Below are 22559 nucleotides of genomic sequence, written 5' to 3'. Positions count from 1 at the left end.
ACCGGAGACAGACAACATGACCGTTTACGCAGCCCCCGGCGCCGCTGGCGCCAAGATCGCCTACCAAGCCCAGTACAACAACTTCATCGGCGGCAAATTTGTGGCCCCGGTCAAGGGCCAGTATTTCGACGTGATCTCGCCCGTGAACGGCAAGGTCTACACCCAGGCCGCCCGCTCCACTGCCGAAGACATCGAGCTGGCGCTGGACGCCGCACATGCCGCTGCCGATGCCTGGGGCAAGACCGACGCCGCCACGCGCGGCAACATCCTGCTGAAAATTGCCGACCGCATTGAGCAGAACCTGGAGCTGCTGGCCTATGCCGAAACCGTGGACAACGGCAAGGCGATCCGCGAGACGCTGAACGCCGACATCCCGCTCACCGTGGACCACTTCCGCTACTTTGCAGGCTGCGTGCGCGCGCAGGAAGGCGCCCTCTCCAACATCGACGAGAACACCGTGGCGTACCACATCCAGGAGCCGCTGGGCGTGGTGGGCCAGATCATTCCGTGGAACTTCCCCATCCTGATGGCGGCCTGGAAGCTGGCCCCTGCGATTGGCGCGGGCAACTGCGTGGTGCTCAAGCCTGCAGAGTCCACGCCCATCTCCATCCTGATCCTGGCCGAGTTGATCGCTGACCTGCTGCCGCCCGGCGTGCTCAACATCGTCAACGGCTTCGGCCGCGAGGCGGGTATGCCGCTGGCCACCAGCAAGCGCATTGCCAAGATCGCCTTCACCGGCTCCACCAGCACCGGCCGCGTGATCGCGCAGGCCGCCGCCAACAACCTCATCCCCGCCACGCTGGAGCTGGGTGGAAAGAGCCCCAATGTGTTCTTCGCCGACATCATGGACAAGGACGACGCCTTCCTGGACAAGGCCGTCGAAGGCCTGGTGCTGTTCGCGTTCAACCAGGGCGAGGTCTGCACCTGCCCGTCGCGTGCGCTGATCCAGGAATCCATCTACGACAAGTTCATGGAACGTGTCTTGAAGCGCGTAGCCGCCATCAAGCACCAGAACCCGCTCGACACCGACAGCATGATGGGCGCGCAGGCCAGCAAAGAGCAGCTCACCAAGATCCTGTCGTACCTCGACCTGGGCAAGCAAGAAGGCGCCGAAGTGCTGGCCGGTGGCGGCCAAGCCCACCTGGGCGGTGACCTGGAAGGCGGCTACTACGTGCAGCCCACGCTGTTCAAGGGCCACAACAAGATGCGCATCTTCCAGGAAGAAATCTTCGGCCCCGTGCTGGCCGTGACCACGTTCAAGGACGAGGCCGAGGCCCTGGCGATCGCCAACGACACGCTGTACGGCCTGGGCGCCGGGGTGTGGAGCCGCAACGGCAACGTGGCCTACCGCATGGGCCGCGCCATCAAGGCCGGGCGGGTGTGGACCAACTGCTACCACGCCTACCCGGCGCACGCAGCGTTTGGTGGGTACAAGGAATCGGGCATCGGGCGCGAGACGCACAAGATGATGCTGGACCACTACCAGCAGACCAAGAACCTGCTCGTGAGCTACTCAGAAAACAAACTCGGCTTCTTCTGATCGGGGTGGCGGTCCACCGACCGTCCCTGGCGTCGTTGCTCTCTCTCGCCGTAGCGTTGCTACTGTCTGCGGGAGAGACGCCTAGCCAGGAACGGCCTGTGAACCGCTGGTGGCGCTGCGGCAGAGTCGCTCTGCAGCAGTTTTTGCGTTGGCACATCAGGAGAGCACCATGGTCGAAAGAGTCATTGCCACCGACGCGGCGCTTGCGCTGATTGCGCAGCTGCAGGCGCAGCATGGCAGCGTGATGTTCCACCAGTCGGGCGGCTGCTGCGACAACAGTGCGGCCAATTGCTATCTGCCTACCGATCTGACCATTGGGGCGGGGGATGTTTTGCTGGGGCATGTGGGCGGCGCGCCGTTTTACATCGGTAAATCGCAGTACGAATACTGGAAGCACACGCAGCTCATCCTGGATGTGATCGACGGGCACGGCGGCACGTTTTCGCTGGAAGGCAGCACCGGCAAGGCTTTCCATACCCGCTCGCGCCTGTTCACGGATGAGGAATGGGCCGGGATTGAACCGCGGGCTACCCGGGATCTGGCGTGATGCGCGGCTGTGCTCCCTTCACGCGCCATCTCCGGCATTGCCCGTGATCGGCAGCACGGTGCCTGTGATGTAGCTGGAGCAGCATGGTGCCGCAAGGAACACGTAGGCGGGTGAAATCTCCTCAGGCTGGGCCGGGCGTCCCAGGTGGGTCTTTGCGCCAAATTTCGCGATGTCCTCTGGGGCCTTGTCTGCCGGGTTGAGGGGTGTCCACACCGGCCCGGGCGCGACGGCGTTCACTCGAATACCCTGGTCGGCCAGGTTGTGGGCCAGGGCCTTGGTGAACGCATGGATGGCCCCTTTGGTGGCCGAGTAGTCGATCAGTTCCTTGCTGCCGCGCAACCCGGTGACGGAGCCGGTGTTGATGATCGAGTCACCCCGGTGCAGGTGTGGCAGGGCTGCCTTGGCCATGTGGAAGTAACCGTAGATATTGGTCTGGAACGTTTCGTCAAAACGCTCTGCCGTCAGTTCTTCAAGGGATGCCGCATGCTCCTGGAACGCCGCGTTGTTGACCAGCACATTGAGCTTGCCAAACGCTTTGACCACCTGCCGCACGGCATCGGCGCAGTACGCGGCGTCTTTGACGTCGCCGGGGATCAGAATGCACCGACCACCTTCGGCCTCAACCAGCAGGCGTGTCTGCTCGGCGTCTTCGTGTTCCGCCAGGTACGCAATGGCAACGTTCGCGCCCTCGCGGGCAAAAAGTATGGCAACCGCGCGGCCAATGCCTGAGTCGCCGCCGGTGATCAGGGTAGAGAACCCTTTGAGTTTTTCGCTGCCCCGGTAGTGGACTGCCTCGAACTTGGGCTGGAGTTCCATGTCGGCCTCAAGGCCTGGTTTGGTGAGGTGCTGGTTGGGCAGCGGAGGTGCCGGTTCCGCGTGACCTGGCCCCGGTGCCCGTGGACTTCCTTTGCCTTTTGCGGGTTGTGGCTTGCTCTTTGGCGGCTTGCCTGCGTCGTGGCGGTCCTGCTCGGCCTGGATTCGCCTCTGTTTCTGGACCGTTGCACGGGCCGCCGTGTCGGTGGAGGGCGTCTTGGAGGTTTTCATGAGAGAGGGTGCTGGCTGAATGCAAGAAAAGACAAGCGGTGGTGCGGTGCACTGAATGCCGGCAGCTGGAGGTCAAAAAAAGAGGCCGCGCTGCTCTCGGGTTGGAGGCAGGGCGGCCCGAGGTCACAAGGAGGATGCGAAACCACCGGCTTGCAGCTCGGCGTGCGCTCCTCCTGTAGCCTGTGTCAGTCTCGCGGCATGGCACCGGCCAGCCGATCAGCGCTGGTTCTGGGGTGTACGGCGGGAAGAATCTCCGTGCTGCTCACGGTTTCCCTGGTTGCCGCTGGAACCCGAACGGTCGGTCTGCCCCTGCTGGCGGTTGCTGGATGGGTCGGTGCTCTGCTCGGCCTGGCGGCTGCCCTGGTTCTTGCGCTGGGAGTCGCTGTTGTCGGTGTGCTGGTTCTGGCCTTGGGGGTTGTTGCTGGACATGGATATCTCCTGGTGAAAGAAAGAGGAAAAATATGCACACGGGGGCCGTGTGTGAATTCATTCTCAAAATGCACCAGCACAATTTCTGTAGTCCCTGTCCTATAGGGGGGTCGGCTTATTTCCACCTGCCGTAAGCAGACGCACGCCATGTTTCAGCATCTTTCAAGGCGCGCAAAAGTGTTCGGAGCGTGAGATCTTTCTGGACGCCGCTGGCGCAGTGCAGTGCCCTGTCTTGGCAGGGAGGGCGTGGTGCGTGGAGGAAAGTGCGTCGTTTGGGGGATGGGGAAGAGGCATTCTTCCCCGACTTTTCCCAACCGTAGCGGGCGCGGTGCAAACTTGTATGCTATAAAAATAGTAGCTTATTGCGCTTATCCATCAAGCGCTAGGGCCTCATTCCCCTCAAAATTTTGTGCGCAATCCCACCAACCTGGAGGCACACCACGCCAAGCCTGCTTCCATTGCCGTCAGCCCACGGGCCGGCAGCGTTGCGGGTCAGTAGGTCTCCAGGTGCAACCGTCCTTCGCGCTGGAGGGCCGCGCCCACTGCGTTCCAATCCAGGCCAGCTTCGCTGGCGATGTCGCGCAGGGCGATCACCACGCCTTCTTCCATGCTCTTGAGGCCACACACATAGAAGTGGCTGCTGTCGTCGCGCAGCAGCGCGGCCAGGTCGGCAGCGCGTTCGCGCATCAGGTCCTGCACATAACGTTTGGGTTGCCCGGCCGTGCGCGAGAACGCCAGATTGATGTCGATGAAATCCTTGGGCAGGTTTTGCAGCGGGCCAAAGTACGGCAGCTCTTGCTGGGTGCGCGCGCCGAAGAACAGCATCAGCTTGCCGCCCTCGAACTTGCCGCTGTTGCGCAGGCGCCGGCGCCACTCGGTCATCGCGCGCATGGGCGCGCTGCCGGTACCGGTGCAGATCATCACGATGTGCGAGCGCGGGTGGTTGGGCATGAGGAACGAGCTGCCGAACGGCCCCACCACCTGCACCTGGTCCCCCACCTTCAGGTCGCAGATGTAGTTGGACGCGATGCCGCGCACGGGGTTGCCGTCGTGGTCGGTGGTTACGCGCTTCACGGTCAGCGCCAGGTTGTTGTAGCCGGGCCGCTCACCATTGCGCGGGCTGGCCACGGAGTATTGGCGCGCATGGTGCGCCTTGCCCAGCGCGTCGGTGCCGGGCGGGATGATGCCGATGGACTGCCCCTCCAGCACCGGGAACGGCATGCTTCCGAAGTCGAGCACCACGTGGTGGGTCTCGCTCTCAAAGCCCGCCTCGGTGCAGTTGAAGTTGCCCACCACGGTGGCGGTGGTGGGGCTCCTGGGGGGGAACAGGTTGGTGTAGGGGTGTGCAGCTGACCAGGGCGGTACCGTGGCGCCGTACTGGGCAGAACGAAACACCTGCGTGCCAGGCTCCACGGCCGCCGCAGGTGCGGACGGTTGCGCAGCATCCCCGGTGGAGGGCACTACGCCCTCGGCGGCCAGTTCATCGGGCGTGAGTTCGGGCGGCAGCTCTTCCCAGGTGAGCTGTTCTTCGATGCTGTAGGCACGTGCCAGCGGCATGGTGCGCCAGTTGTCGATGGAGCCCGTGGGGCAGGGCGAGATGCAGGCCATGCAGCCGTTGCACACATCCGCCCGCACGACGTAGTTGTTGTCGTCGTGCGTGATGGCGCCCACCGGGCAGGTCGCCTCGCAGGTGTTGCAGCGGATGCAGATCTCGGGGTCGATCAGGTGCTGCTTGATGACGGCGGCGTCGACGGCCATGTCCATGGTGTTCTCCTGAAGGCCTCGCGGTAGTGACGTGGTTTGTACCGGGAGGCGGGCGGGGTGCGCTATCGGCAAATACGTGGGGTCCCCGGCCCATGGGGCCCCGCCGCGGGGCAGCGGGGTTGCGGTGGCGTGTTGGTGGGTGGGCGGATCAGCCGAAGCGGACGTATTCGAAGTCGACCGGCTGGCGGTTGATGCCCATGACCGGCGGCGCGATCCAGCCCGCGAACTTGCCGGGCTCCACCACGCGGCCCATCAGCGACGCGACAAACGCAAAGTCCTCGGGCGTGGGCAGCCACTCGGCCTTGCGTGCGGCCCATTCCACGTCGCTCACCACGCGGCCGTCGGGCGACATCTTGATGCCGGCCAGTGCACCGATCTGGCGGTTGAAGGCCTTGTGCGGCACCGACAGGCGCGTGGGGATGCCGGCTTTTTCCAACACCTTGTTCCAGCGGCCCACGCCGGCCATCGAGTCCTTGATGAAGTCGTCGCGCAGCACCTCATTCAGGGCGTTGAGCATGGGCACGTCCTTTTCCAGCAGCTGGCCGTCCTTGACCTCCAGCACCTTGTAGGTCTGCCCTTTGAGGATGTGGTCGTCGGTGCGCTTGCCTTCTTCGTAGCGGCCCTTGAGGCCCGAGCTGTAGAAGATGGCCGCGTTGCTCGACTGGTCGGCGCCGAACAGGTCGATGGTGACGCTGTAGTGGAAGTTCAGATAGCGCTGCACCGTGCCCAGGTCGATGGCACCGGCGGCGCGCACCTTGGCGGGGTCGTCGGTTTTCAGCTCGTTCATCACCTGCGCGGTGCGCGCCAGCACGCGCGAGACGCCGGACTCGCCCACGAACATGTGGTGGGCTTCCTCGGTCAGCATGAACTTGGTGGTGCGGGCCAGCGGGTCGAACGCGCTTTCGGCCAGGGCCGAGAGCTGGAACTTGCCGTCGCGGTCGGTGAAGTAGGTGAACATGAAGAACGCCAGCCAGTCGGGCGTTTTTTCATTGAAGGCGCCCAGGATGCGCGGGTTGTCCACGTCGCCCGAGGTGCGCTGCAGCAGCGCCTCGGCCTCCTCGCGTCCGTCGCGGCCGAAGTGCTTGTGCAGCAAATACACCATGGCCCACAGGTGGCGGCCTTCTTCCACATTGATCTGGAACAGGTTGCGCAGGTCGTACATGCTGGGCGCGGTGAGGCCCAGGTGGCGCTGCTGCTCCACCGACGCGGGCTCGGTGTCGCCCTGCGTCACGATGATGCGGCGCAGGTTGGCGCGGTGCTCGCCGGGCACGTCCTGCCAGGCCTTCTCGCCCTTGTGGTCGCCAAAATGGATCTCGCGGTTGGCGTCACCCGGGTTCAGGAAGATGCCCCAGCGGTAGTCGCGCATCTTCACGTGGCCGAACTGTGCCCAGCCCTGCGGGTCCACGCTCACGGCGGTGCGCAGGTAGACCTCGTGGTCGGTCGAGCCCTCGGGGCCCACGTCGTCCCACCAGTTGATGAAGTTGGGCTGCCAGCCTTCGAGCGCGCGCTGCAGCGTGCGGTCTTCGCCGAGGTTGACGTTGTTGGGGATCTTCTCGCTGTAGTTGATCGTGCTCATCGTTGCTCCTTGGATGGTTGGGGCGGCGGGGTCAGACGCGGTTCAAATCGAAGCCGGCCTTCTCGCCGGTGCCGTAGACCTTGAGCGCACCCTTGTCGCCCACGGCGTTCGGGCGGTTGAAGATCCAGTTCTGCCAAGCGGTCAGGCGGCCGAAGATGCGGGTGTTCATGTTCTCCTTGCTGGCAAAGCGCAGGTTGGCCTCCAGCCCGGTGAGCGAGTCGGGCGACATCGCGGCGCGTTCTTCGATGGCGATGCGGATCTCGTCGTCCCAGTCGATGTCGTCCGGGGCGGCGGTCACCAGGCCCAGGGCCAGCGCGGCGTCCGCATCCAGTGGCGTGCCGGCCGCAGCGCGCGCGGCTTCCAGCGGTGCGGCTTCTTCGTAGAAGCGGCGCTGCAGGCGGCTTTGGTCGTTCACCATCGGCAGCAGCCCGAAGTTGAACTCGTTGAGCGTGAGCTTGGGTGCACGCTCGGCGTCGTCGGGCAGGGCCAGCATGTAGGTGCGGTCGGCGGCCAATGCCAGTTCGGCCAGCGATCCCGCGAAGGCCGAGCCCGACTCCACCAGCGCGAACAGGCTGCGCGAGGACACATCCAGCCGCGCGAACGTGCGGCGCAGTGCGCCGATGGTCTCGCGCACCAGCCAGTGGTCCTGGTGGGCGATCAGCGTGGCGTCGCTGGCCAGCACGGCCTGGGCGTCGCCCTCGGTCTTGAGCAGCCAGGTGCCGATGTCGAGTTCGTTGGTGCGCAGGTTCAGGATGGCGTCGTCCAGCTGGCGCGCCAGGGCCAGCGGCCACCAGGCGGCGCCTGCGGCCTCGATGCTGGCAATGTCCGTGGGTTGCGCGCCGGTGGGCGCCTTCAGCGTGAGCGTGGCCGTGCGGCGGGTGCGGTCGATGTCGACGCTGACATGGGCATAGCGCAGGCTGTCGGCGCTTTCTTCGCGCTCCACGCGGGTCAGGGCCACGCCCTGCGCGCTGGTGGGGCGGGGGCTGCCTTCGGCCAGGCGTGCGGCGGTTTCATCGACGGCGGCCGCGAACTGTGCGGGCTTGGCAATGCGGTCTACCAGGCGCCAGTCCACCGCGCGCTGGCCGCGCACGCCTTCCACGCTGGTGCAGAAGATGTCGGCCAGGTCGTGTCGCACATGGCGCTTGTCGGTCACGCGGGTCAGGCCGCCGGTGCCGGGCAGCACGCCCAGCAGCGGCACTTCAGGCAGCGACACAGCCGACGAGCGGTCGTCCACCAGGACGATTTCGTCGCAGGCCAGGGCCAGCTCGTAGCCGCCGCCCGCGCAGGCGCCGTTCACGGCGGCGACGAACTTCAGGCCCGAGTGCTTGGACGAGTCCTCGATGCCGTTGCGCGTCTCGTTGGTGAACTTGCAGAAGTTCACCTTCCAGGCGTGGCTGGAGACACCCAGCATGAAGATGTTGGCGCCCGAGCAGAAGATGCGGTCCTTGGCGCTGGTGACGATGACCGTGCGCACGCCCGGGTGCTCGAAGCGCACGCGGTTGAGCGCGTCGTGCAGCTCGATGTCCACGCCCAGGTCATAGCTGTTGAGCTTGAGCTTGTAGCCGGGGCGGATACCGCCGTCTTCGGCAATGTCGAGCGATAGGCGCGCCACAGAGCCCTCCACCGCCAGTGTCCAGTGGCGGTATTGGGTGGGGTCGGTGCGGTAGTCCACGCGGGTGGGGGCTGGTGTGGTCATGGGGTCTCCATCCATCTGCTAACAGGAATAATAATGCATAAATTGATTGATTGATGTGCATCATCATGCATGTTGTTGGGCGTGTCAATGCATGTGGCTGTTTTTTGCAGATTTTTTTGGGGTGCCCCGGTTGGGGCTCCAAGCCCGGGGACCCGTAGAAGGGAGTCAGCCTGGTCGGGTGGTCATCAGTTTGCGCACCCCGGTGCGCAGTTGCTGCAGGCTGTTTTCCAGGCTGCTTCCGGAGGTGTCGATGGTGAGGTCGGCTTTGGAATAGAAGGCCGCGCGGCCTTCCAGGATGCGGCGCAAGTCGTCCATGGCCTCCTTGCTGGCGGCCATGGGGCGCATGTCGCCCTGGGCCAGCACGCGCCCCATGTGTTCCTCGGGCGCGGCGCGCAGCCACACGGTGGTGCAGTGCGCCAGCAGTTCGTTGAACGTGGCGGGGTCCGAGACGATGCCGCCGGGTGTGGCGATCACCACTTCGCTGTGGATCTGCACGGTCTCTTCCAGTGCGCGGCGTTCGTAGCGGCGGTAGGCCGTGGTGCCGTACAGGTCGTGGATTTCCCGCACGCTGCAGCCCGCCAGGGTTTCGATCTCGCGGCTCAGCTCAATAAAGGGCACGTCAAGGTCGCGCGCCAGCAAGGGCCCCAGTGTGGACTTGCCCGCACCCCGCAATCCGACGAGTGCGATGCGCCGGTGGCGTGCCGTGTCGCTGCCGCCGCCACTCAGCAGTTCGTGCAGCGCCAGCCGCGCGCGGCGCAGTTCGGGTTCGCTGCGGTGCTCCAGCAACTCCCGGATCAGCAGCCATTCTGGCGAGCGGGTGGTGAAGTCGCCCACCAGCTCAGCCAGCGGGCAGTGCAGGGCGCCAGCCACCTGTTGAAGTACCAGGATAGATGCGTTGCCGGTGCCGTATTCGAGGTTGGCCAGGTGCCGCTCGGACACATCGGCCGCCACCGCGACAGCCTTGCGCGTGAGGCCGCGCTGCGCGCGCAGGTTGCGCACGCGCTCGCCCAAGGCGACGAGCAGAGGGTTCTTGGCTTCTTCCGTAGCACTCAGCATGTTCTCGGCAGGCGTGGAGAGCGCGGTTTCTGCGTCTTCTTGTTCGTTCATGCCATCTTTCTTGGAACAGGTTCTTACAGCCCATTGGCGGGTATCGGCGGGTGGGGCACGTTCGGGGGCTCCTCACCAAGGCGCTTCTGCACCACTTGGGTCAAATAAAATTCATGCACTATAGTGCTTGACATTCATTCAATCATTACCTATTGTTCATGTGCAAGCAAAATACTGCACATCTGCAAAATCCACAAGGATACAGATCAAAAAGGTGTGCAGGCCCCCATTTTCCTAGCCCCACGAGAAGCCATGCCCCACAAAGCCGCATTTCATCAAGCCCTGGTGGATCTGACCGCGCAGATCGCCGGGCGGCCTCTGGATTCCGAACTGCAGGACTGGCTCAACCAGACCCACGGGCCTGCCAGCGCGGCCTATGCAAGGCTCAAGGCGGCCTGTGTGGTGGGCGTGGAAGAGGGTTGGCTGTGCGACCGGGAGGGCGGTGGCATCCGTTACGGCCGCGTCTTCAAGGCCGACGATGCGCTGCACCGCTTTTCCGTGGATGTGGTGGACATGCAGGACATTGCGGGCCCCCACCACAGCCATCCCCTGGGGGAAATCGATTTGATCATGCCACTCACGGGCGGAGCCACCTTTGACGGGCATCCTGCTGGGTGGTGCGTCTATCCACCGGGCAGCGCCCACCGCCCCACGGTGGCCCAAGGGCGTGCATTGGTGCTCTATCTGCTGCCGGAAGGGCAGATCCAGTTCACGCGCTGAAGCGGACCCTCCATTCCGGCGCCGACCCGTTTTGCCTATCCCCTATTTTTTGAAAGACCTGCATGACTGAACTCCTGGCCAACTTTGCCGCTGGCCGCTGGCAAACCGGAAACGGCCCGGGCACGGTGCTCAGCGACCCGGTGTTGGGCGATGCGCTGGTGCGCGTCGATTGCACCGGGCTGGACCTGCGGGAAGCCTTTGCCTTTGCCCGGGACCGGGGCGGTGCCGCCTTGCGGGCCATGACCTACCGCGAGCGGGCTGCCCTGCTGGCCGCCGTGGTGAAGGTGTTGCAGGCACACCGTGACAGCTACTACGACATTGCAACCGCCAACTCTGGCACGGTGAAGAACGATTCGGCGGTGGACATTGACGGCGGTATCTTCACGCTGGGCCAGTACGCCAAGTGGGGCGATGCGCTGGGCGATGTGCGCGCGCTGCGCGATGGCGACGCGGTCAAGCTGGGCAAGGAACCGGCCTTTTTGTCGCAGCACCTGCAGGTGCCGGCGCGCGGCGTGGCGCTGTTCATCAACGCCTTCAACTTTCCGGCCTGGGGGCTGTGGGAAAAAGCGGCGCCTGCGCTGCTGTCTGGTGTCCCGGTGATCGTGAAGCCCGCCACGGCGACAGCCTGGCTCACGCAGCGCATGGTGAAGGATGTGATCGACGCGGGGGTGTTGCCTGTGGGGGCGCTGTCAGTCATTGCAGGCAGCTCGGCGGGTTTGATGGACCAGCTGCAGCCTTTCGACGTGGTCTCTTTCACGGGCTCTGCGGAAACTGCGGGCGTCATCCGGTCGCACCCGGCCGTGGCGCACCGCTCGGTGCGGGCCAACATCGAGGCCGACAGCCTCAACTCGGCCCTCTTGCTGCCCGACGCAGCCGTGGGCAGCGATGCCTTCAACCTGCTGGTGCGCGAGGTGGTGCGCGAGATGACGGTCAAGTCCGGGCAGAAATGCACGGCGATCCGCCGTATCCTGGTGCCCGCTGCGGTGTATGACGCTGCGGCCGAAGCCATCGGTGCCAAGCTCGCAGGTATCAGCGTGGGCAACCCGCGCAACGAGAGCGTGCGCATGGGCTCCTTGGTCAGCGCTGCGCAGCTGCGCGCGGTGCGCGAAGGCCTGGCCACATTGGGCGCCCACACCGACATGCTGCACGACGGCCGTGCCCGGCCGCTGGTGGATGCAGACCCTGCCGTGGCGGCCTGCATGGGTCCGGTGCTGCTGGGCGCGCGCGATGCCGACGCGGCATCTGCTGTGCATGACATGGAAGTATTCGGCCCCGTCGCCACGCTGCTGCCCTATCGCGATATGGACCATGGCCTGGCCTTGGCGCACCGGGGCCAGGGTTCGCTGGTGACCTCGCTTTTTGGCGCTGACGAGGCAGCCCTGGCGGATGCGGCCGTTCAGCTGGCTGCCAGCCACGGGCGCGTGCATGTGGTCACACCCGATGTGGCACAGGCCCACACAGGGCACGGCAATGTGATGCCCATGTCGCAGCATGGTGGTCCAGGGCGTGCCGGCGGCGGTGCAGAGCTGGGTGGCCTGCGTGCGCTCGACTTTTACCACCAGCGTAGTGCCGTGCAGGCCAGCCCGGGTGTGCTGGCATCGCTCGGTCTTTGATGCCTGCGAATCCCCCAGAACAACACGGAGATATCCCCATGACCAGCCTGCCAGAGCGGTTCAATTTCGCGGAGCATCTGTTCCACATGAACCGGGCGCACGCTGAGCGCACGGCCTACATCGACGACCGGGGCCGCCTGAGCTATGGCGATCTCGAAGACCGTGCCCGGCGGCTTGCGAGCGTGTTGGTGGAGGCCGGGGTGCGGCGCGAAGAGCGTGTGCTGCTGCTGATGCACGACACCAGCGACTGGCCGGTTTGCTTTCTGGGCTGCCTGTACGCAGGGGCTGTGCCGGTGGCCGTCAATACCTTGCTGACGGCGGATGACTATGCGTACATGCTCGCGCACAGCCGGGCGCAGGCGGCGCTGGTGTCTGGGGCCTTGTTGCCCATTCTGTCCGAGGCCATGGCGCGCGGCCCCCACGAAGTGGGCACGCTGCTGGTATCGCTGCCGGTGGGCAAGTTGCACGCGGGCGCCCGAGATATGGAGGCTGCCCTGAACAGTGCATCGCCGCTGGCAGTGCCCGCGCTCACCGGGCCGGACGACCCGGGCTTCTGGCTTTACTCGTCGGGCTCCACAGGCAAGCCCAAGGGTACGGTGCACACCCACGGCAACCTGTGGTGGACGGCCGAGCTGTATGGCAAGCCCGTGCTGGGCCTCACCCCCCAGGACATCTGTTTCTCAGCGGCCAAGCTGTACTTTGCCTATGGCCTGGGCAATGCGCTCACCTTCCCTCTGTCCGTGGGGGCCACTGTGGTGCTGATGGCCGAACGCCCCACGCCCGACGCCACCTTCAAGCGCTGGGTGGACCACCAGCCCACAGTTTTTTTTGGAGCCCCCACAGGCTTCGCGGGCATGCTCGCATCGCCCCGGCTGCCGGCGCGTGCGTTGGTGGCGCTGCGCATGTGTTCGTCGGCGGGCGAGGCGCTGCCTGCGGAGATTGCGCAGCGCTTCAAGGCGCACTTTGGCTGCGACATCATCGATGGCATTGGCTCCACCGAGATGCTGCACATCTTCCTGTCCAACCGCCCCGGCGACATCCGCTATGGCACCACCGGCAAGCCCGTACCGGGCTACGAGGTCGAGTTGCGTGGCGAAGACGGCCAGAGCGTGCCCGATGGCGAGGTGGGCGACCTCTACATCCGGGGCCCCAGCGCGGCTTTGATGTACTGGAACAACCGCGAGAAGACGCGCGACACCTTCCAGGGCGGGTGGACCAAAAGCGGCGACAAGTACGTGCGCGACGCGGAGGGTTACTACACCTACGCGGGCCGCAGCGACGACATGCTCAAGGTCAGCGGCATCTATGTCTCTCCGTTCGAGGTGGAGGCCACGCTGATGCAGCACACTGCCGTGCTGGAGGCGGCTGTGATCGGCAAGCAGGACGCGGACGGCCTCACCAAGACCAAGGCATTCGTGGTGCTCAAGGACGGCAAGGCCGCGACGCAGGACGAGCTCAAGGCCTTTGTGAAGGAAAAACTCGCGCCCTACAAGTACCCGCGTTTCATCGAGTTTGTGCCAGAGCTGCCCAAGACCGCCACGGGCAAGATCCAGCGTTTCAGGCTGCGTGAGCTGGAGGCCCGGGCGTGAACGGCGTTGTCAGCGGGAGTACACGCGAGGGCAGCGAATTTGCCGCCATCGATTGGCGAGGCCGGCCGCTACAGGTGGAATACCAGTGGATCGCGCCAGAACGCCGTGCATCGCCCTTGATGGTGTTCCTGCACGAAGGGCTGGGATCGGTGGCGATGTGGAAGGATTTCCCGTACCAGCTGTGCGAGGCGGGGAGCTTTCGGGGGCTGGTGTTCTCAAGGCCTGGCTATGGGCGTTCCACCCCAAGGGCGCCCGAAGAAGCCTGGGGTGTGGACTTCATGCACCGGCAGGCGCAGGAGGTGCTGCCTGCATTCTTTGGGGCTTTGGGCATTGACGAGCCGCTCTGGCTTTTTGGCCACAGCGACGGCGCATCCATTGCCTTGCTGTATGCGTCGATATTCCCGCAGAGCGTCAGCGGCCTGGTGGTGCTGGCCCCCCACATCTTTGTGGAGGACGTGACCATCCAGAACATCGAGCAGGCGCGGGACGCCTACCAGACCACCGACCTGCCCGGCAGGCTGGGCCGCTACCACGGGGACCCGGACTCCGCCTTCTGGGGCTGGAACCGCATCTGGCTCGATCCGGCATTCCGCGCGTGGAACATCGAAACAGAGCTCGCGACCGTGCGCGCGCCCGTACTGGCCGTGCAGGGGCTGGACGACGAGTACGGCACGCTGGCCCAGATCCACGGCATTGCCGCCCGCGTGCCTGGAACGCAGTTGCTGGAACTGCCCGATTGCGCGCACTCACCCCACCGCGATCATCCTGAAGACGTGATCGCAGCGACGATTGCGTTCGTGGCGGCTGCGGGCGGAACGCCATGAAGCTCCGATAGGTCTGCCGGTTGAGATCCACCGGTTCGCCTGGGGGCTGAGGTTTCCATGCCGTGCCCCGCGAACGTCGCCTCAATCGACCCTGCGGCGCAGTTCTTCCAGGTTCACCACGGTGATGCCACCGTATTCGATCTGCAGTACGCCCGCAGCCTCCAGGCGCTTCAGTGCGGCGTTGCAGCGCTGGCGCGAGACACCGGACAGGTTGGCGATTTCCTCCTGCGATACCTGCAGGTGGGGGTCACTGCCAGGGTGCAGCCAGGGGTGGAAAAGGCCTGCCAGCGCCCGTGCCACCTGGCTGTCGGTGTCCAGCAGATGGTGGGCCGTGAAATTGCCCAGGAACCAGTGCATGCGCTCATTGATCTGGCGCAGCAGGAAGTGGTCGAAACTGCGCTGGGTGGCGTGCAGCCATTGAAAGGTCTCCATCGGCAAGAGTGCGACCCGGCTCGGGCGCAGCGCAATGATGTCCGCCGTGCGCGGCACGCCGCGCAGCAGGGTACCTTCGCCAAACCAGCTGCCTGCAGAAAGGCCGCCCAGTGTGACCGAGCGCCCGTTGTCCGAGGTCACCGTCCACTTGAGCAGGCCCTCGATGGCGCCATACCAGTGCATGGGCATATCGCCGCGCCGGCACAGGGCACTTCCCTGGGCGACCTCGACTTCGCGCAGGTCGTCCATGACGCGTTGCTGCGCGCTGTCGTCCAGCAATGGAAACCAGGCCGAGGTTTTCAGGAGATTGGCAACCGTGGGCGGCGCCAGTTTGACCAGCATGGGGTGGGGCTCCGGATTGAAGGAGAAAGGCGTCCTCGTATACCCTGAGTCCAAATGTCATCGCGATGACTGAGTATGCAGGCGCCAAAAAAAATAATGGGTGCCTTACCATTTTCCACCAGTCCACGCCATGACCAAGCGCAAAGTCATCGTCACCGTAGCCCCCACCGGTGGCATGGCCCACAAGTCGCAGAACCCGCATCTGCCCACCCAGCCCGGCGAAATTGCCGATGACGTGGAGCGGTGCTGGAACGCAGGGGCCAGCGTGGTGGCCATCCATGCCCGGCGCCCCGACGGCGGCGCCACCTGCAACGCAGACATCTACCGTGACATCAACACCCGCATCCGGGCCAAAGGCTGCGACATCGTCATCAACAATTCCACCGGCGGTGGTGTGCATGGCGACATGGTGCGGCCCTTGTCCGGTGACCGCTGGGAGATCGCCTGGGAAGAGCGCATCAAGGGCATGGATGCGGGGGCCGAAATGTGCACCCTGGATGCCACCACCCTGAACCTGAGTTTTGAAGGTCGCGAGATCCTCATGGACACCCCGCTCAGCAAAGGGCGCGAGCTGGCAATGGGCATGAAGGCGCGCGGCATCAAGCCCGAGTGGGAGGTGTTCAGCCCCACGCACATCCTGCAGGACACCACGACGCTGATCGAAGAAGGGCACGACGACGGGCCGCATTTCATCAACCTCGTGATGAACGTGCACCGCGCCTTTCAGAACGCCATGCCGTACTCGCCGCGCCACCTGCAGATGATGGTGGACACCTTGCCGCGCAACAGCATCTTTTGCGTGAGTGGCATCGGGCCCTCGCAGCTTGAAGCCAACGTGGCGGCGCTGCTATTGGGCGGGCATGCCCGCGTGGGGCTGGAAGACAACCTGTATTTCCGCCACGGAGAGCTGGCCACCAATGTGCAGTTGACGGAGCGCATCGTGCGCGTCATTCGCGAACTGGACATGGAGCCCGCCTCCCCTGCAGAAGCCCGTGCACTGATGGGACTGCCCCGCGCCGGTAGCGTTCGGCCCGCATTTGCCGTAGATTGAGTTGTTGCGATTTCACCCACCAAGAAAGAGGAGACAGATGATGCAGACACGCCGCCAATTCATGAACCACCTGGGTTATGCGACCGCGCTGGGGGCACTGGCTCCCTGGAGCGCCATGGCCCAGACGCTGGAGCAGGTCAAATTTTTCTACGGCTTCCCGGCGGGCAGCGCGGGCGACAGCGTGGCGCGCCGGGTGGGCGAGAAGCTTGCCGGTTCGTCCTACACGCGCAATGCAGCCGTTGTGGAAAACAAGCCCGGTGCAGGCGGCCGCATTGCGCTGGAGTCGCTCAAGGGGGCTCCCGCCGATGGCAGCGTGCTCACGCTGTCTCCTTTTTCGTGCACCTCCATCTATCCGCACATCTACAGCAAACTCAGCTACGACCCGACGAAGGACTTCGTGCCGGTGTCCATCGCCGCTGTGATGCACCATGGGCTGGCCGTGGGGCCGCTGGTCCCGGCCTCGGTCAAAACAGTCAAGGACTTCCTGGCCTGGGCCAAGGCGAACCCGGGGCAGGCCAACTACGGCTCACCCGCCGCAGGCTCTACCCCCCATTTCATCGGCGCGCTGCTGGGCCTGAACAACGGCGTGGACTTGAAGCACGTGCCCTACCGAGGGTCCATCCCCGGTGTCACGGACGTGGTCGGCGGGCAGATTGCCTCGATGGTGACCCCGAGCGGCGACTTCATTCCCAACCATAAGGCTGGCAAGCTGCGGCTGATCGCGACCTCCGGGCAGGCTCGCTCACCGTTCTCGCCCGAGGTGCCCACGTTTGCGGAACAAGGCTTCCCCGAGCTCACCACCGAGGAATGGTTTGGCTTCTATGCACCCGCCAAGACACCTGCCAGCGTGGTTGCCGCTGCCAACACGGCCATCAATGCCGCGATCAAGGAGAAATCCGTGATCGACAGCCTGGCCGTGGTGGGCCTCATTGCCCGGGGCTCCACATCAGCAGAAATGGCGGCGTCGCAGCAAGCAGAATTCGACCGCTGGGGTCCGCTGGTCAAGAAGATCGGCTTCACGGCAGAGTCCTGAAGGGCACCGACATGGTTTCTTCCGTGAAGCGCGTGGCGGTGGTCGCCACCGGCGTCATTGGCGCGAGCTGGGCTGCCTGCTTCCTTGCCCGGGGGCTGGACGTGGATGCCACCGATCCCGCACCAGGGGCCGAGAAACGCCTGCGCGATGCCGTGGCCCAGCACTGGCCGGCGCTGGAACGGCAGGGACTTGCGTCGGGTGCGAGCATGGCGAGGCTGCAGTTTCACCCCCGGCTGGAGGACGCCCTGGTGCAAGCCGATTTCGTGCAGGAAAACGGGCCCGAGCGGCTGGACTTCAAGGCGGATCTGCTGCGAAGGATGGACGATGCCGCCCCGCCGCAGGCCATCCTGGCTTCCAGTTCTTCGGGCCTGTCCATTACAGCCATACAAGCCCAATGCCAACACCCCGAGCGTGTGGTGCTGGGCCATCCGTTCAACCCCCCGCACATGATTCCGTTGGTGGAGGTGGGCGGGGGCGAAATGACATCGGCCCAGGCGATCGCCACCGCCATGGATTTCTACACAGCCATTGGCAAGCGCCCCATCCATGTCCGGCGCGAAATCAAAGGGCACATTGCCAACCGCCTGCAGGCTGCGCTGTGGCGGGAGGCGTTTCATCTGGTCAACGAAGGGGTTGCCAGTGTCACCGACATCGATACCGCCATTGCCCACGGCCCGGGCCTGCGGTGGGCATTGATGGGGCCGTTCATGAACCTGCACCTGTCGGGCGGCGAAGGCGGCATCGCCCATTTGCTGGCACACCTCGGTGGCCCCATCGAAGACTGGTGGCAGGACCTGGGTGCTCCGCAGATGACGCCGGTGCTCCAGCGCCTTGTGGCGGATGGCGTAGCCCAGGAAATCGGTGAGAGAACCAGCGCGGAGCTGGCGGCTGCACGCGATACCTTGCTGGTGAACCTTCTGCGCGCCAAGCAGGACGCCCGCGTCCTGGACTGAATTCGCGATGCCACCGTGCGGTCCCGCCGCATGGGTTTTTCGACGTGGTGCACCCAGCGTTTTCGGCAGTGTTGCTGCGCACAGCCACGCCACTCGCCAGCGCCGTGTCGTCCATTTTTGTTGTTGCCCCAAGAACACGAGAGACCACCCACACCATGCACCCCGAATTTCTTGGCGATGAAAGCCAAATAGCACCGTCCGCCACGATGCTGGTCCACCAGGACGATGGCTCGTTCACACTGCGTTCTCCCGTGGCGCTGGGCGCCTATGCGCGCTGCATCGGCGAGTGGGTGGAGCGTTGGGCGCGAGAGACACCCGATGCGCTGGCGCTGGCGGAGCGTGCTGAGAATGCCGAGCACTGGCGCACCCTGACCTATGGTGAGTTGCGCCAGGCCATGGGCGCCGTCGCGCAGTCGCTGCTGGACCTGAAACTGCCTGTGGGCCGCCCCATCGCCATCCTTTCCGACAATGCGGTGGACCACGCGGTGCTCATGCTGGCGGCAATGCATGTCGGCATCACGCCCTGTTCGCTGTCGAGTGCCTATTCACGCTCCCGGGACCCGAGCCGCCTGCACAGCATGCTCGCGGTGCTGGAGCCTTCGTTGATCTACGCGTCGGACGCCTCGGTCTACGCGCCCGCCCTGGCGGGCTACGCATCCGATGCCTTGAAGGTCTTCAGCCGCCATGCCGAGATGGTGCCCGGTGCCTTGTCTTTTGCGCACCTGCGGACGGGCGTGGAAAGCCCGGCCGTGTTGCAGGCGTTCCAGGCCATCGATGCGGATGGCCATGCCAAGTACCTGCTGACTTCGGGCTCGACGGGCCGTCCCAAGGTGGTCATCAATACCCACCGCATGCTGTGCGCCAACCAGCAGATGATTGCCCAGGCTTGGCGGTTTCTGGCCCACGAAAAGCCCGTGTTGGTGGACTGGCTGCCCTGGAGCCACACCTTTGGCGGCAACCACAACCTCAACATGGTGCTGTGCCATGGGGGCACGCTCTACATCGATGAGGGACGGCCGGTGCCTGGGCTCATCGAGAAGACGGTGCGCAATCTGCGCGATGTGAAGCCGACGATGCTTTTCAACGTGCCGCGTGGTTTTGACATGCTGCTGCCGTTTCTGGAAGCGGATGCAGCGTTGGCTACCGAGGTTCTTTCACGCATGCGCCTGGCGTTCTACGCGGCTGCGGCGCTGGCCCCTTCCACCTGGCAGCGGCTTGAAGCCGTGGCAGCACGCGTGCGACCCGCGCTGCCGCTGTGGCTGACCACGTCCTGGGGTTCCACGGAGACGTCACCCGCCGTGACCAGCGCGCACTGGCGCATGGAGGGCGCGGGCTGTATTGGCGCACCTTTGCCCGGGCTGGAGCTCAAGCTGGTGCCCAATGGCAGCAAGCTCGAAATGCGGGTGAAAGGCGTGTCGGTATTTCCGGGCTATCGCAATGCGCCCGCCGAGACTGCGGCAGCGTTCGACAGCCAGGGCTTCTACCGCATCGGCGATGCGGGCTATCTGGTGGACCCCGCGCGGCCGGAGCGTGGCGTGGTCTTCAACGGCAGGGTGGCCGAGGACTTCAAGCTTTCCAGCGGGAGCTGGGTGTCGGTAGGTACCCTGCGGGTGGAGCTCGTGTCCGAGCTGGCGCCGCTGGTGCAGGACATCGTGCTCACGGGCCACAACCGGGACGAAGTGGGCATGCTGGTGTTTCCTTCAGCCACAGGCGCAGCGGACCGCGCGAGGCTGGAACAAGCCCTGCGCGCTGTGATCCAGGTTCGCCGCAGTGCCGGCGCAGGTTCATCGCAGTGCCCCACGCGTGCGCTGGTGATGGCGGCGCCGCCCGACCCAGAGGCTGGAGAAATCACCGACAAGGGCTATATCAACCAGGGGGCGGTGCTTTCGCGCCGGGCTGCAGAGGTGGAACTGCTGCATGCCGACCCTGCTGCCCCCAACGTGATCACCGTCTGATGGGGTACGGTGGCGGCGCCTTCTGCGCCTTGACCTATCCACCCCTCCAAAAAAAAGGGACCCACTGCCTTGGGCAACGGGTCCTCTTTGCGGGGGAAAGGTGATGGAGCATCACCTTGTCACGTCCGTCGCAACGGCTGTAATCAGACCGTGGCGTCCTTGAGCTTCTTCAGCGCGCGGGTCTTGATCTTGACAGCTGCAGGCTTGGCAGGGAACCAGCGCTCTTCACCGGTGAAGGGGTCTTTGCCGAAGCGCTTCTTCTTGGCGGGGATTTGCTGCAGGCCGATTTTCATGAGGCCGGGCAGGGTGAACTCGCCAGAGCCCTTCTTGTGCACCGAACCCAGGATGGTGGCTTCCAGTGCGGCCAGCACGGCCTTGGTGGCCTTGGGTTCCACACCCGCCTGCTCGGCCAGGTGGGCGATCAGCGTGGTCTTGTTGAACGCGGTCTTGATCGGCTTGATGCCCACGGCGACGGGCTTGGCCGCTGGCGCGGCAGCCTTCTTCGCTGCGGGGGCGGCTACCTTCTTGGCGGCAGGTGCCGCCTTCTTTGCGACAGCAGGTGCTGCCGCCTTGACGGCCTTCTTTGCGGGCGCTGGAGTCTTCTTTGCAGTTGCCATGATGGTGGTTCTTCTTTATTCAGAGTTGCAATATGCCTCCCCCCAATGAAGGGAAGGTGCGCAATTTTAGGTGTGTCTGCGGCATACCGTGCAAAAACGAAGACCCGCCAGCGTCAGAGGCTTCTGATGGGGCTGTAGAAAGACGCCGCCAATGAGGGGCCGCGCGCAGCCGGTGTCTGCTGAAGGCCGTGTGTGCTGCGTGCGATCACGCGCTCGCATGCACGCATGCACGCATGCGTCCGTGTTGCTGCTGCATCAGCGGTGTGCAGGGGTCTGGTGGCGTTGGCGCCACTGGTGGTAGCGCTGGCGCTGCAACGCCAGCAACTCCACCAGACCCCAGGCCAGTGCACAGCCCAGGGTGCCGCACAGCAGGGCGATACGGTGCACCTCAGTCCTGCGTTGCAGCTGTTGCGTCTTCATACTGGGCCCATCCGTCGGTGCTGGGTAAATCGAAGCTGGGCCAGCCCGGAGCATCGAAGAGTTCATCCAGCAGCCGCTGCAGTCCGAGCAATCTCCAGAGCATGATCGTGTGCCTCTTCGAAGGGTTGTGTCTGCGGCCAAGGTAACGTGGTCATGTGACAGTTTCGAGTCGTTTCGCCGAATTCACACAGAGGCGTGATGGCGCTGTTGGTGCGTGCGTGCCGGGGATATGCTCGTTGTCCATCGCCTTGCTGCGCGGCCCCGTGCCGCCATCGCCATCACCATGAACACCCTGCCCGAGCTGCTGGCGCTCGAAAAAATCATCGAGCTGGGGGCGCCCCATCTGCAGGTGCAAGTGGTTCGGCAGGTGCCGCTGGCGTCAGGCCACTGCTTTCCGATCCATGCCATTGGCCTGGGCAACCCGTCGCTGGACGTGCCCGCAATCGGTTTCTTCGGGGGCGTGCACGGGCTGGAGCGCATCGGCGCCGAGGTGGTCATCGCTTACTTGCAGAACGTGGTCATGCGGCTGCAGTGGGATACCACGCTGCACCGCCAGCTGGAGCAGATGCGCCTGGTCTTCATGCCGGTGGTCAATCCGGGTGGCATGTGGGCAGCCACACGTGCCAATCCGCGTGGGGTGGACCTCATGCGCAATGCGCCGGTCGATGCCACCGACCGGGTACCGCCTTGGATCGGTGGGCAGCGGGTGAGCGCCGGGCTGCCTTGGTACCGGGGGCGCGCTGGCGATGCCATGGAGGCGGAAAGCCAGGCGCTGTGCGAGGTGGTGGCGCAGGAGCTGCTGGCGCGGCCGTTCAGCATCGCCATCGACTGCCATTCAGGGTTTGGCGCCCGGGACCGCCTGTGGTTTCCGTTTGCCCACACGCGCAAGCCCATCGCGCACCTGGCCGAACTGCATGCACTGCAGGAGATCTTTCTGCAGGCCCACAGCCACCACCAGTACATCATCGAGCCGCAAAGCGCCCAGTACCTGGCGCACGGCGACCTGTGGGACTACCTGTACCTGCAGGCCTGCCGCGAGGCGCCCGCGCACACTTTCCTGCCGCTCACGCTGGAGATGGGGTCCTGGCTGTGGATCAAGAAAAACCCGCGCCAGCTGTTTTCGCGCAACGGCATCTTCAACCCGCTCATCAACCACCGGCAGCAGCGGGTGCTGCGGCGCCATCTGTCGCTGCTCGATTTTCTGGCCCGCGCGGCCTGCAGCCACGAGCGCTGGGTGCCGCTTCCGGAAACGCGCGCCTACCACCGCGCGCAGGCGTTGGCCGCCTGGTACTGATGGAGGCCGAGCG

21 protein-coding genes are annotated in these 22559 nt (G+C 64.9%); 11 read left to right on the top strand and 10 right to left on the bottom strand.

The annotated features are described in order from the left end of the window. Positions 1–16 precede the first annotated feature (16 nt). Positions 17–1540 carry an aldehyde dehydrogenase family protein gene (locus ASE39_RS04180; RefSeq protein ID WP_010466565.1) on the top strand — a complete coding sequence of 508 codons (1524 nt, stop codon included), beginning with the start codon at positions 17–19 and terminating at the stop codon, positions 1538–1540. Between the two features lie 169 nt (positions 1541–1709). Then, positions 1710–2087, top strand: a complete 378-nt coding sequence (locus tag ASE39_RS04175) for a DUF779 domain-containing protein (protein ID WP_057270252.1) — start codon at positions 1710–1712, stop codon at positions 2085–2087. Between the two features lie 18 nt (positions 2088–2105). Here ASE39_RS04175 and ASE39_RS04170 read toward each other — a convergent pair whose 3' ends face one another. The 6 genes from ASE39_RS04170 to ASE39_RS04145 form a co-directional block, all read right to left on the bottom strand. Continuing rightward, a complete protein-coding gene (locus ASE39_RS04170; RefSeq protein ID WP_057270251.1) occupies positions 2106–3131 on the bottom strand; it encodes an SDR family oxidoreductase in 1026 nt (341 codons plus the stop codon). A 216-nt stretch (positions 3132–3347) separates the two neighbouring features. Then, positions 3348–3560, bottom strand: a complete 213-nt coding sequence (locus ASE39_RS04165) for a hypothetical protein (protein ID WP_010466559.1) — start codon at positions 3558–3560, stop codon at positions 3348–3350. A gap of 492 nt (positions 3561–4052) precedes the next feature. Continuing rightward, a complete protein-coding gene (boxA, locus tag ASE39_RS04160) occupies positions 4053–5324 on the bottom strand; it encodes a benzoyl-CoA 2,3-epoxidase subunit BoxA (protein ID WP_057270250.1) in 1272 nt (423 codons plus the stop codon). Between the two features lie 148 nt (positions 5325–5472). Further along, positions 5473–6900 carry a benzoyl-CoA 2,3-epoxidase subunit BoxB gene (boxB, locus tag ASE39_RS04155; protein WP_057226111.1) on the bottom strand — a complete coding sequence of 476 codons (1428 nt, stop codon included), beginning with the start codon at positions 6898–6900 and terminating at the stop codon, positions 5473–5475. A gap of 31 nt (positions 6901–6931) precedes the next feature. Then, positions 6932–8596 (bottom strand): 2,3-epoxybenzoyl-CoA dihydrolase, encoded by a 1665-nt coding sequence (boxC, locus tag ASE39_RS04150; RefSeq protein ID WP_057270335.1) that lies wholly within the window; start codon positions 8594–8596, stop codon positions 6932–6934. Positions 8597–8761: 165 nt separating this feature from the next. Beyond that, positions 8762–9703, bottom strand: a complete 942-nt coding sequence (locus ASE39_RS04145; protein ID WP_057270249.1) for a helix-turn-helix transcriptional regulator — start codon at positions 9701–9703, stop codon at positions 8762–8764. 252 nt (positions 9704–9955) lie between these two features. On the opposite strand from ASE39_RS04145, the gene ASE39_RS04140 reads away from it, so the two are divergent. The 4 genes from ASE39_RS04140 to ASE39_RS04125 all read left to right on the top strand — a co-directional run bounded on the left by ASE39_RS04140 (position 9956) and on the right by ASE39_RS04125 (position 14449). Continuing rightward, positions 9956–10423, top strand: coding sequence for a DUF4863 family protein (locus tag ASE39_RS04140; protein WP_057270248.1), 468 nt, complete (start codon positions 9956–9958; stop codon positions 10421–10423). Between the two features lie 62 nt (positions 10424–10485). Further along, positions 10486–12036, top strand: coding sequence for a 3,4-dehydroadipyl-CoA semialdehyde dehydrogenase (locus tag ASE39_RS04135; protein ID WP_057270247.1), 1551 nt, complete (start codon positions 10486–10488; stop codon positions 12034–12036). A gap of 38 nt (positions 12037–12074) precedes the next feature. Continuing rightward, entirely contained in the window at positions 12075–13625 is a 1551-nt protein-coding gene (locus ASE39_RS04130) for a benzoate-CoA ligase family protein (RefSeq protein ID WP_057270246.1), read from the top strand. After that, entirely contained in the window at positions 13622–14449 is an 828-nt protein-coding gene (locus tag ASE39_RS04125; protein WP_057270245.1) for an alpha/beta hydrolase, read from the top strand. The genes ASE39_RS04130 and ASE39_RS04125 overlap by 4 nt, the downstream gene beginning before the upstream one ends. 81 nt (positions 14450–14530) lie before the next feature. Here the strand turns inward: ASE39_RS04125 and ASE39_RS04120 are convergent, their stop codons facing one another. Continuing rightward, positions 14531–15223 carry a Crp/Fnr family transcriptional regulator gene (locus tag ASE39_RS04120; RefSeq protein ID WP_010466542.1) on the bottom strand — a complete coding sequence of 231 codons (693 nt, stop codon included), beginning with the start codon at positions 15221–15223 and terminating at the stop codon, positions 14531–14533. A 130-nt stretch (positions 15224–15353) separates the two neighbouring features. Here ASE39_RS04120 and ASE39_RS04115 point away from each other — a divergent pair, with 130 nt between their 5' ends. From ASE39_RS04115 to ASE39_RS04100, 4 genes are all read left to right on the top strand, one after another. Next, positions 15354–16274, top strand: a complete 921-nt coding sequence (locus ASE39_RS04115) for a 3-keto-5-aminohexanoate cleavage protein (protein ID WP_057270244.1) — start codon at positions 15354–15356, stop codon at positions 16272–16274. Between the two features lie 40 nt (positions 16275–16314). Beyond that, positions 16315–17307 (top strand): Bug family tripartite tricarboxylate transporter substrate binding protein, encoded by a 993-nt coding sequence (locus ASE39_RS04110; protein ID WP_010466539.1) that lies wholly within the window; start codon positions 16315–16317, stop codon positions 17305–17307. Positions 17308–17318: 11 nt separating this feature from the next. Further along, positions 17319–18260 (top strand): 3-hydroxyacyl-CoA dehydrogenase NAD-binding domain-containing protein, encoded by a 942-nt coding sequence (locus ASE39_RS04105; protein ID WP_057270243.1) that lies wholly within the window; start codon positions 17319–17321, stop codon positions 18258–18260. A gap of 155 nt (positions 18261–18415) precedes the next feature. Continuing rightward, positions 18416–20215, top strand: a complete 1800-nt coding sequence (locus tag ASE39_RS04100) for a feruloyl-CoA synthase (RefSeq protein WP_057270242.1) — start codon at positions 18416–18418, stop codon at positions 20213–20215. Positions 20216–20358: 143 nt separating this feature from the next. Here the strand turns inward: ASE39_RS04100 and ASE39_RS04095 are convergent, their stop codons facing one another. From ASE39_RS04095 to ASE39_RS27255, 3 genes are all read right to left on the bottom strand, one after another. Continuing rightward, the gene (locus tag ASE39_RS04095) at positions 20359–20832 is read right to left on the bottom strand and encodes an HU family DNA-binding protein (RefSeq protein ID WP_010466532.1); all 474 of its coding nucleotides are present in this window, start codon (positions 20830–20832) and stop codon (positions 20359–20361) included. Positions 20833–21087: 255 nt separating this feature from the next. Further along, a complete protein-coding gene (locus ASE39_RS26850) occupies positions 21088–21252 on the bottom strand; it encodes a hypothetical protein (RefSeq protein ID WP_010466530.1) in 165 nt (54 codons plus the stop codon). After that, a complete protein-coding gene (locus ASE39_RS27255) occupies positions 21221–21355 on the bottom strand; it encodes a hypothetical protein (protein WP_282434117.1) in 135 nt (44 codons plus the stop codon). Before ASE39_RS27255 ends, ASE39_RS26850 begins: the two co-directional genes overlap by 32 nt. Before the next feature lie 180 nt (positions 21356–21535). Here ASE39_RS27255 and ASE39_RS04090 point away from each other — a divergent pair, with 180 nt between their 5' ends. After that, on the top strand, positions 21536–22546 hold the full coding sequence (locus ASE39_RS04090) for a M14 family zinc carboxypeptidase (protein WP_057226132.1): 1011 nt from the start codon (positions 21536–21538) through the stop codon (positions 22544–22546). Positions 22547–22559 lie beyond the last annotated feature (13 nt).

This window comes from Acidovorax sp. Root267 (genome assembly GCF_001429215.1).
Taxonomy (GTDB): domain Bacteria; phylum Pseudomonadota; class Gammaproteobacteria; order Burkholderiales; family Burkholderiaceae_C; genus Acidovorax; species Acidovorax radicis.
This window is presented reverse-complemented; position numbering and strand designations above follow the sequence as displayed.

Bases quoted from the DNA above. Each gene is read 5' to 3' on its own strand.
- ASE39_RS04110 (WP_010466539.1), top strand. From the start codon at position 16,315: ATGCAGACACGCCGCCAATTCATGAACCACCTGGGTTATGCGACCGCG.
- ASE39_RS04130 (WP_057270246.1), top strand. From the start codon at position 12,075: ATGACCAGCCTGCCAGAGCGGTTCAATTTCGCGGAGCATCTGTTCCAC.
- ASE39_RS04170 (WP_057270251.1), bottom strand. From the start codon at position 3,131: ATGAAAACCTCCAAGACGCCCTCCACCGACACGGCGGCCCGTGCAACG.
- ASE39_RS04180 (WP_010466565.1), top strand. From the start codon at position 17: ATGACCGTTTACGCAGCCCCCGGCGCCGCTGGCGCCAAGATCGCCTAC.
- ASE39_RS04105 (WP_057270243.1), top strand. From the start codon at position 17,319: ATGGTTTCTTCCGTGAAGCGCGTGGCGGTGGTCGCCACCGGCGTCATT.
- ASE39_RS27255 (WP_282434117.1), bottom strand. From the start codon at position 21,355: ATGCTCTGGAGATTGCTCGGACTGCAGCGGCTGCTGGATGAACTCTTC.
- ASE39_RS26850 (WP_010466530.1), bottom strand. From the start codon at position 21,252: ATGAAGACGCAACAGCTGCAACGCAGGACTGAGGTGCACCGTATCGCC.
- ASE39_RS04100 (WP_057270242.1), top strand. From the start codon at position 18,416: ATGCACCCCGAATTTCTTGGCGATGAAAGCCAAATAGCACCGTCCGCC.
- ASE39_RS04135 (WP_057270247.1), top strand. From the start codon at position 10,486: ATGACTGAACTCCTGGCCAACTTTGCCGCTGGCCGCTGGCAAACCGGA.
- ASE39_RS04120 (WP_010466542.1), bottom strand. From the start codon at position 15,223: ATGCTGGTCAAACTGGCGCCGCCCACGGTTGCCAATCTCCTGAAAACC.
- ASE39_RS04140 (WP_057270248.1), top strand. From the start codon at position 9,956: ATGCCCCACAAAGCCGCATTTCATCAAGCCCTGGTGGATCTGACCGCG.
- ASE39_RS04165 (WP_010466559.1), bottom strand. From the start codon at position 3,560: ATGTCCAGCAACAACCCCCAAGGCCAGAACCAGCACACCGACAACAGC.
- ASE39_RS04175 (WP_057270252.1), top strand. From the start codon at position 1,710: ATGGTCGAAAGAGTCATTGCCACCGACGCGGCGCTTGCGCTGATTGCG.
- boxB (WP_057226111.1), bottom strand. From the start codon at position 6,900: ATGAGCACGATCAACTACAGCGAGAAGATCCCCAACAACGTCAACCTC.
- ASE39_RS04095 (WP_010466532.1), bottom strand. From the start codon at position 20,832: ATGGCAACTGCAAAGAAGACTCCAGCGCCCGCAAAGAAGGCCGTCAAG.
- ASE39_RS04115 (WP_057270244.1), top strand. From the start codon at position 15,354: ATGACCAAGCGCAAAGTCATCGTCACCGTAGCCCCCACCGGTGGCATG.
- boxA (WP_057270250.1), bottom strand. From the start codon at position 5,324: ATGGACATGGCCGTCGACGCCGCCGTCATCAAGCAGCACCTGATCGAC.
- ASE39_RS04090 (WP_057226132.1), top strand. From the start codon at position 21,536: ATGAACACCCTGCCCGAGCTGCTGGCGCTCGAAAAAATCATCGAGCTG.
- ASE39_RS04145 (WP_057270249.1), bottom strand. From the start codon at position 9,703: ATGAACGAACAAGAAGACGCAGAAACCGCGCTCTCCACGCCTGCCGAG.
- boxC (WP_057270335.1), bottom strand. From the start codon at position 8,596: ATGACCACACCAGCCCCCACCCGCGTGGACTACCGCACCGACCCCACC.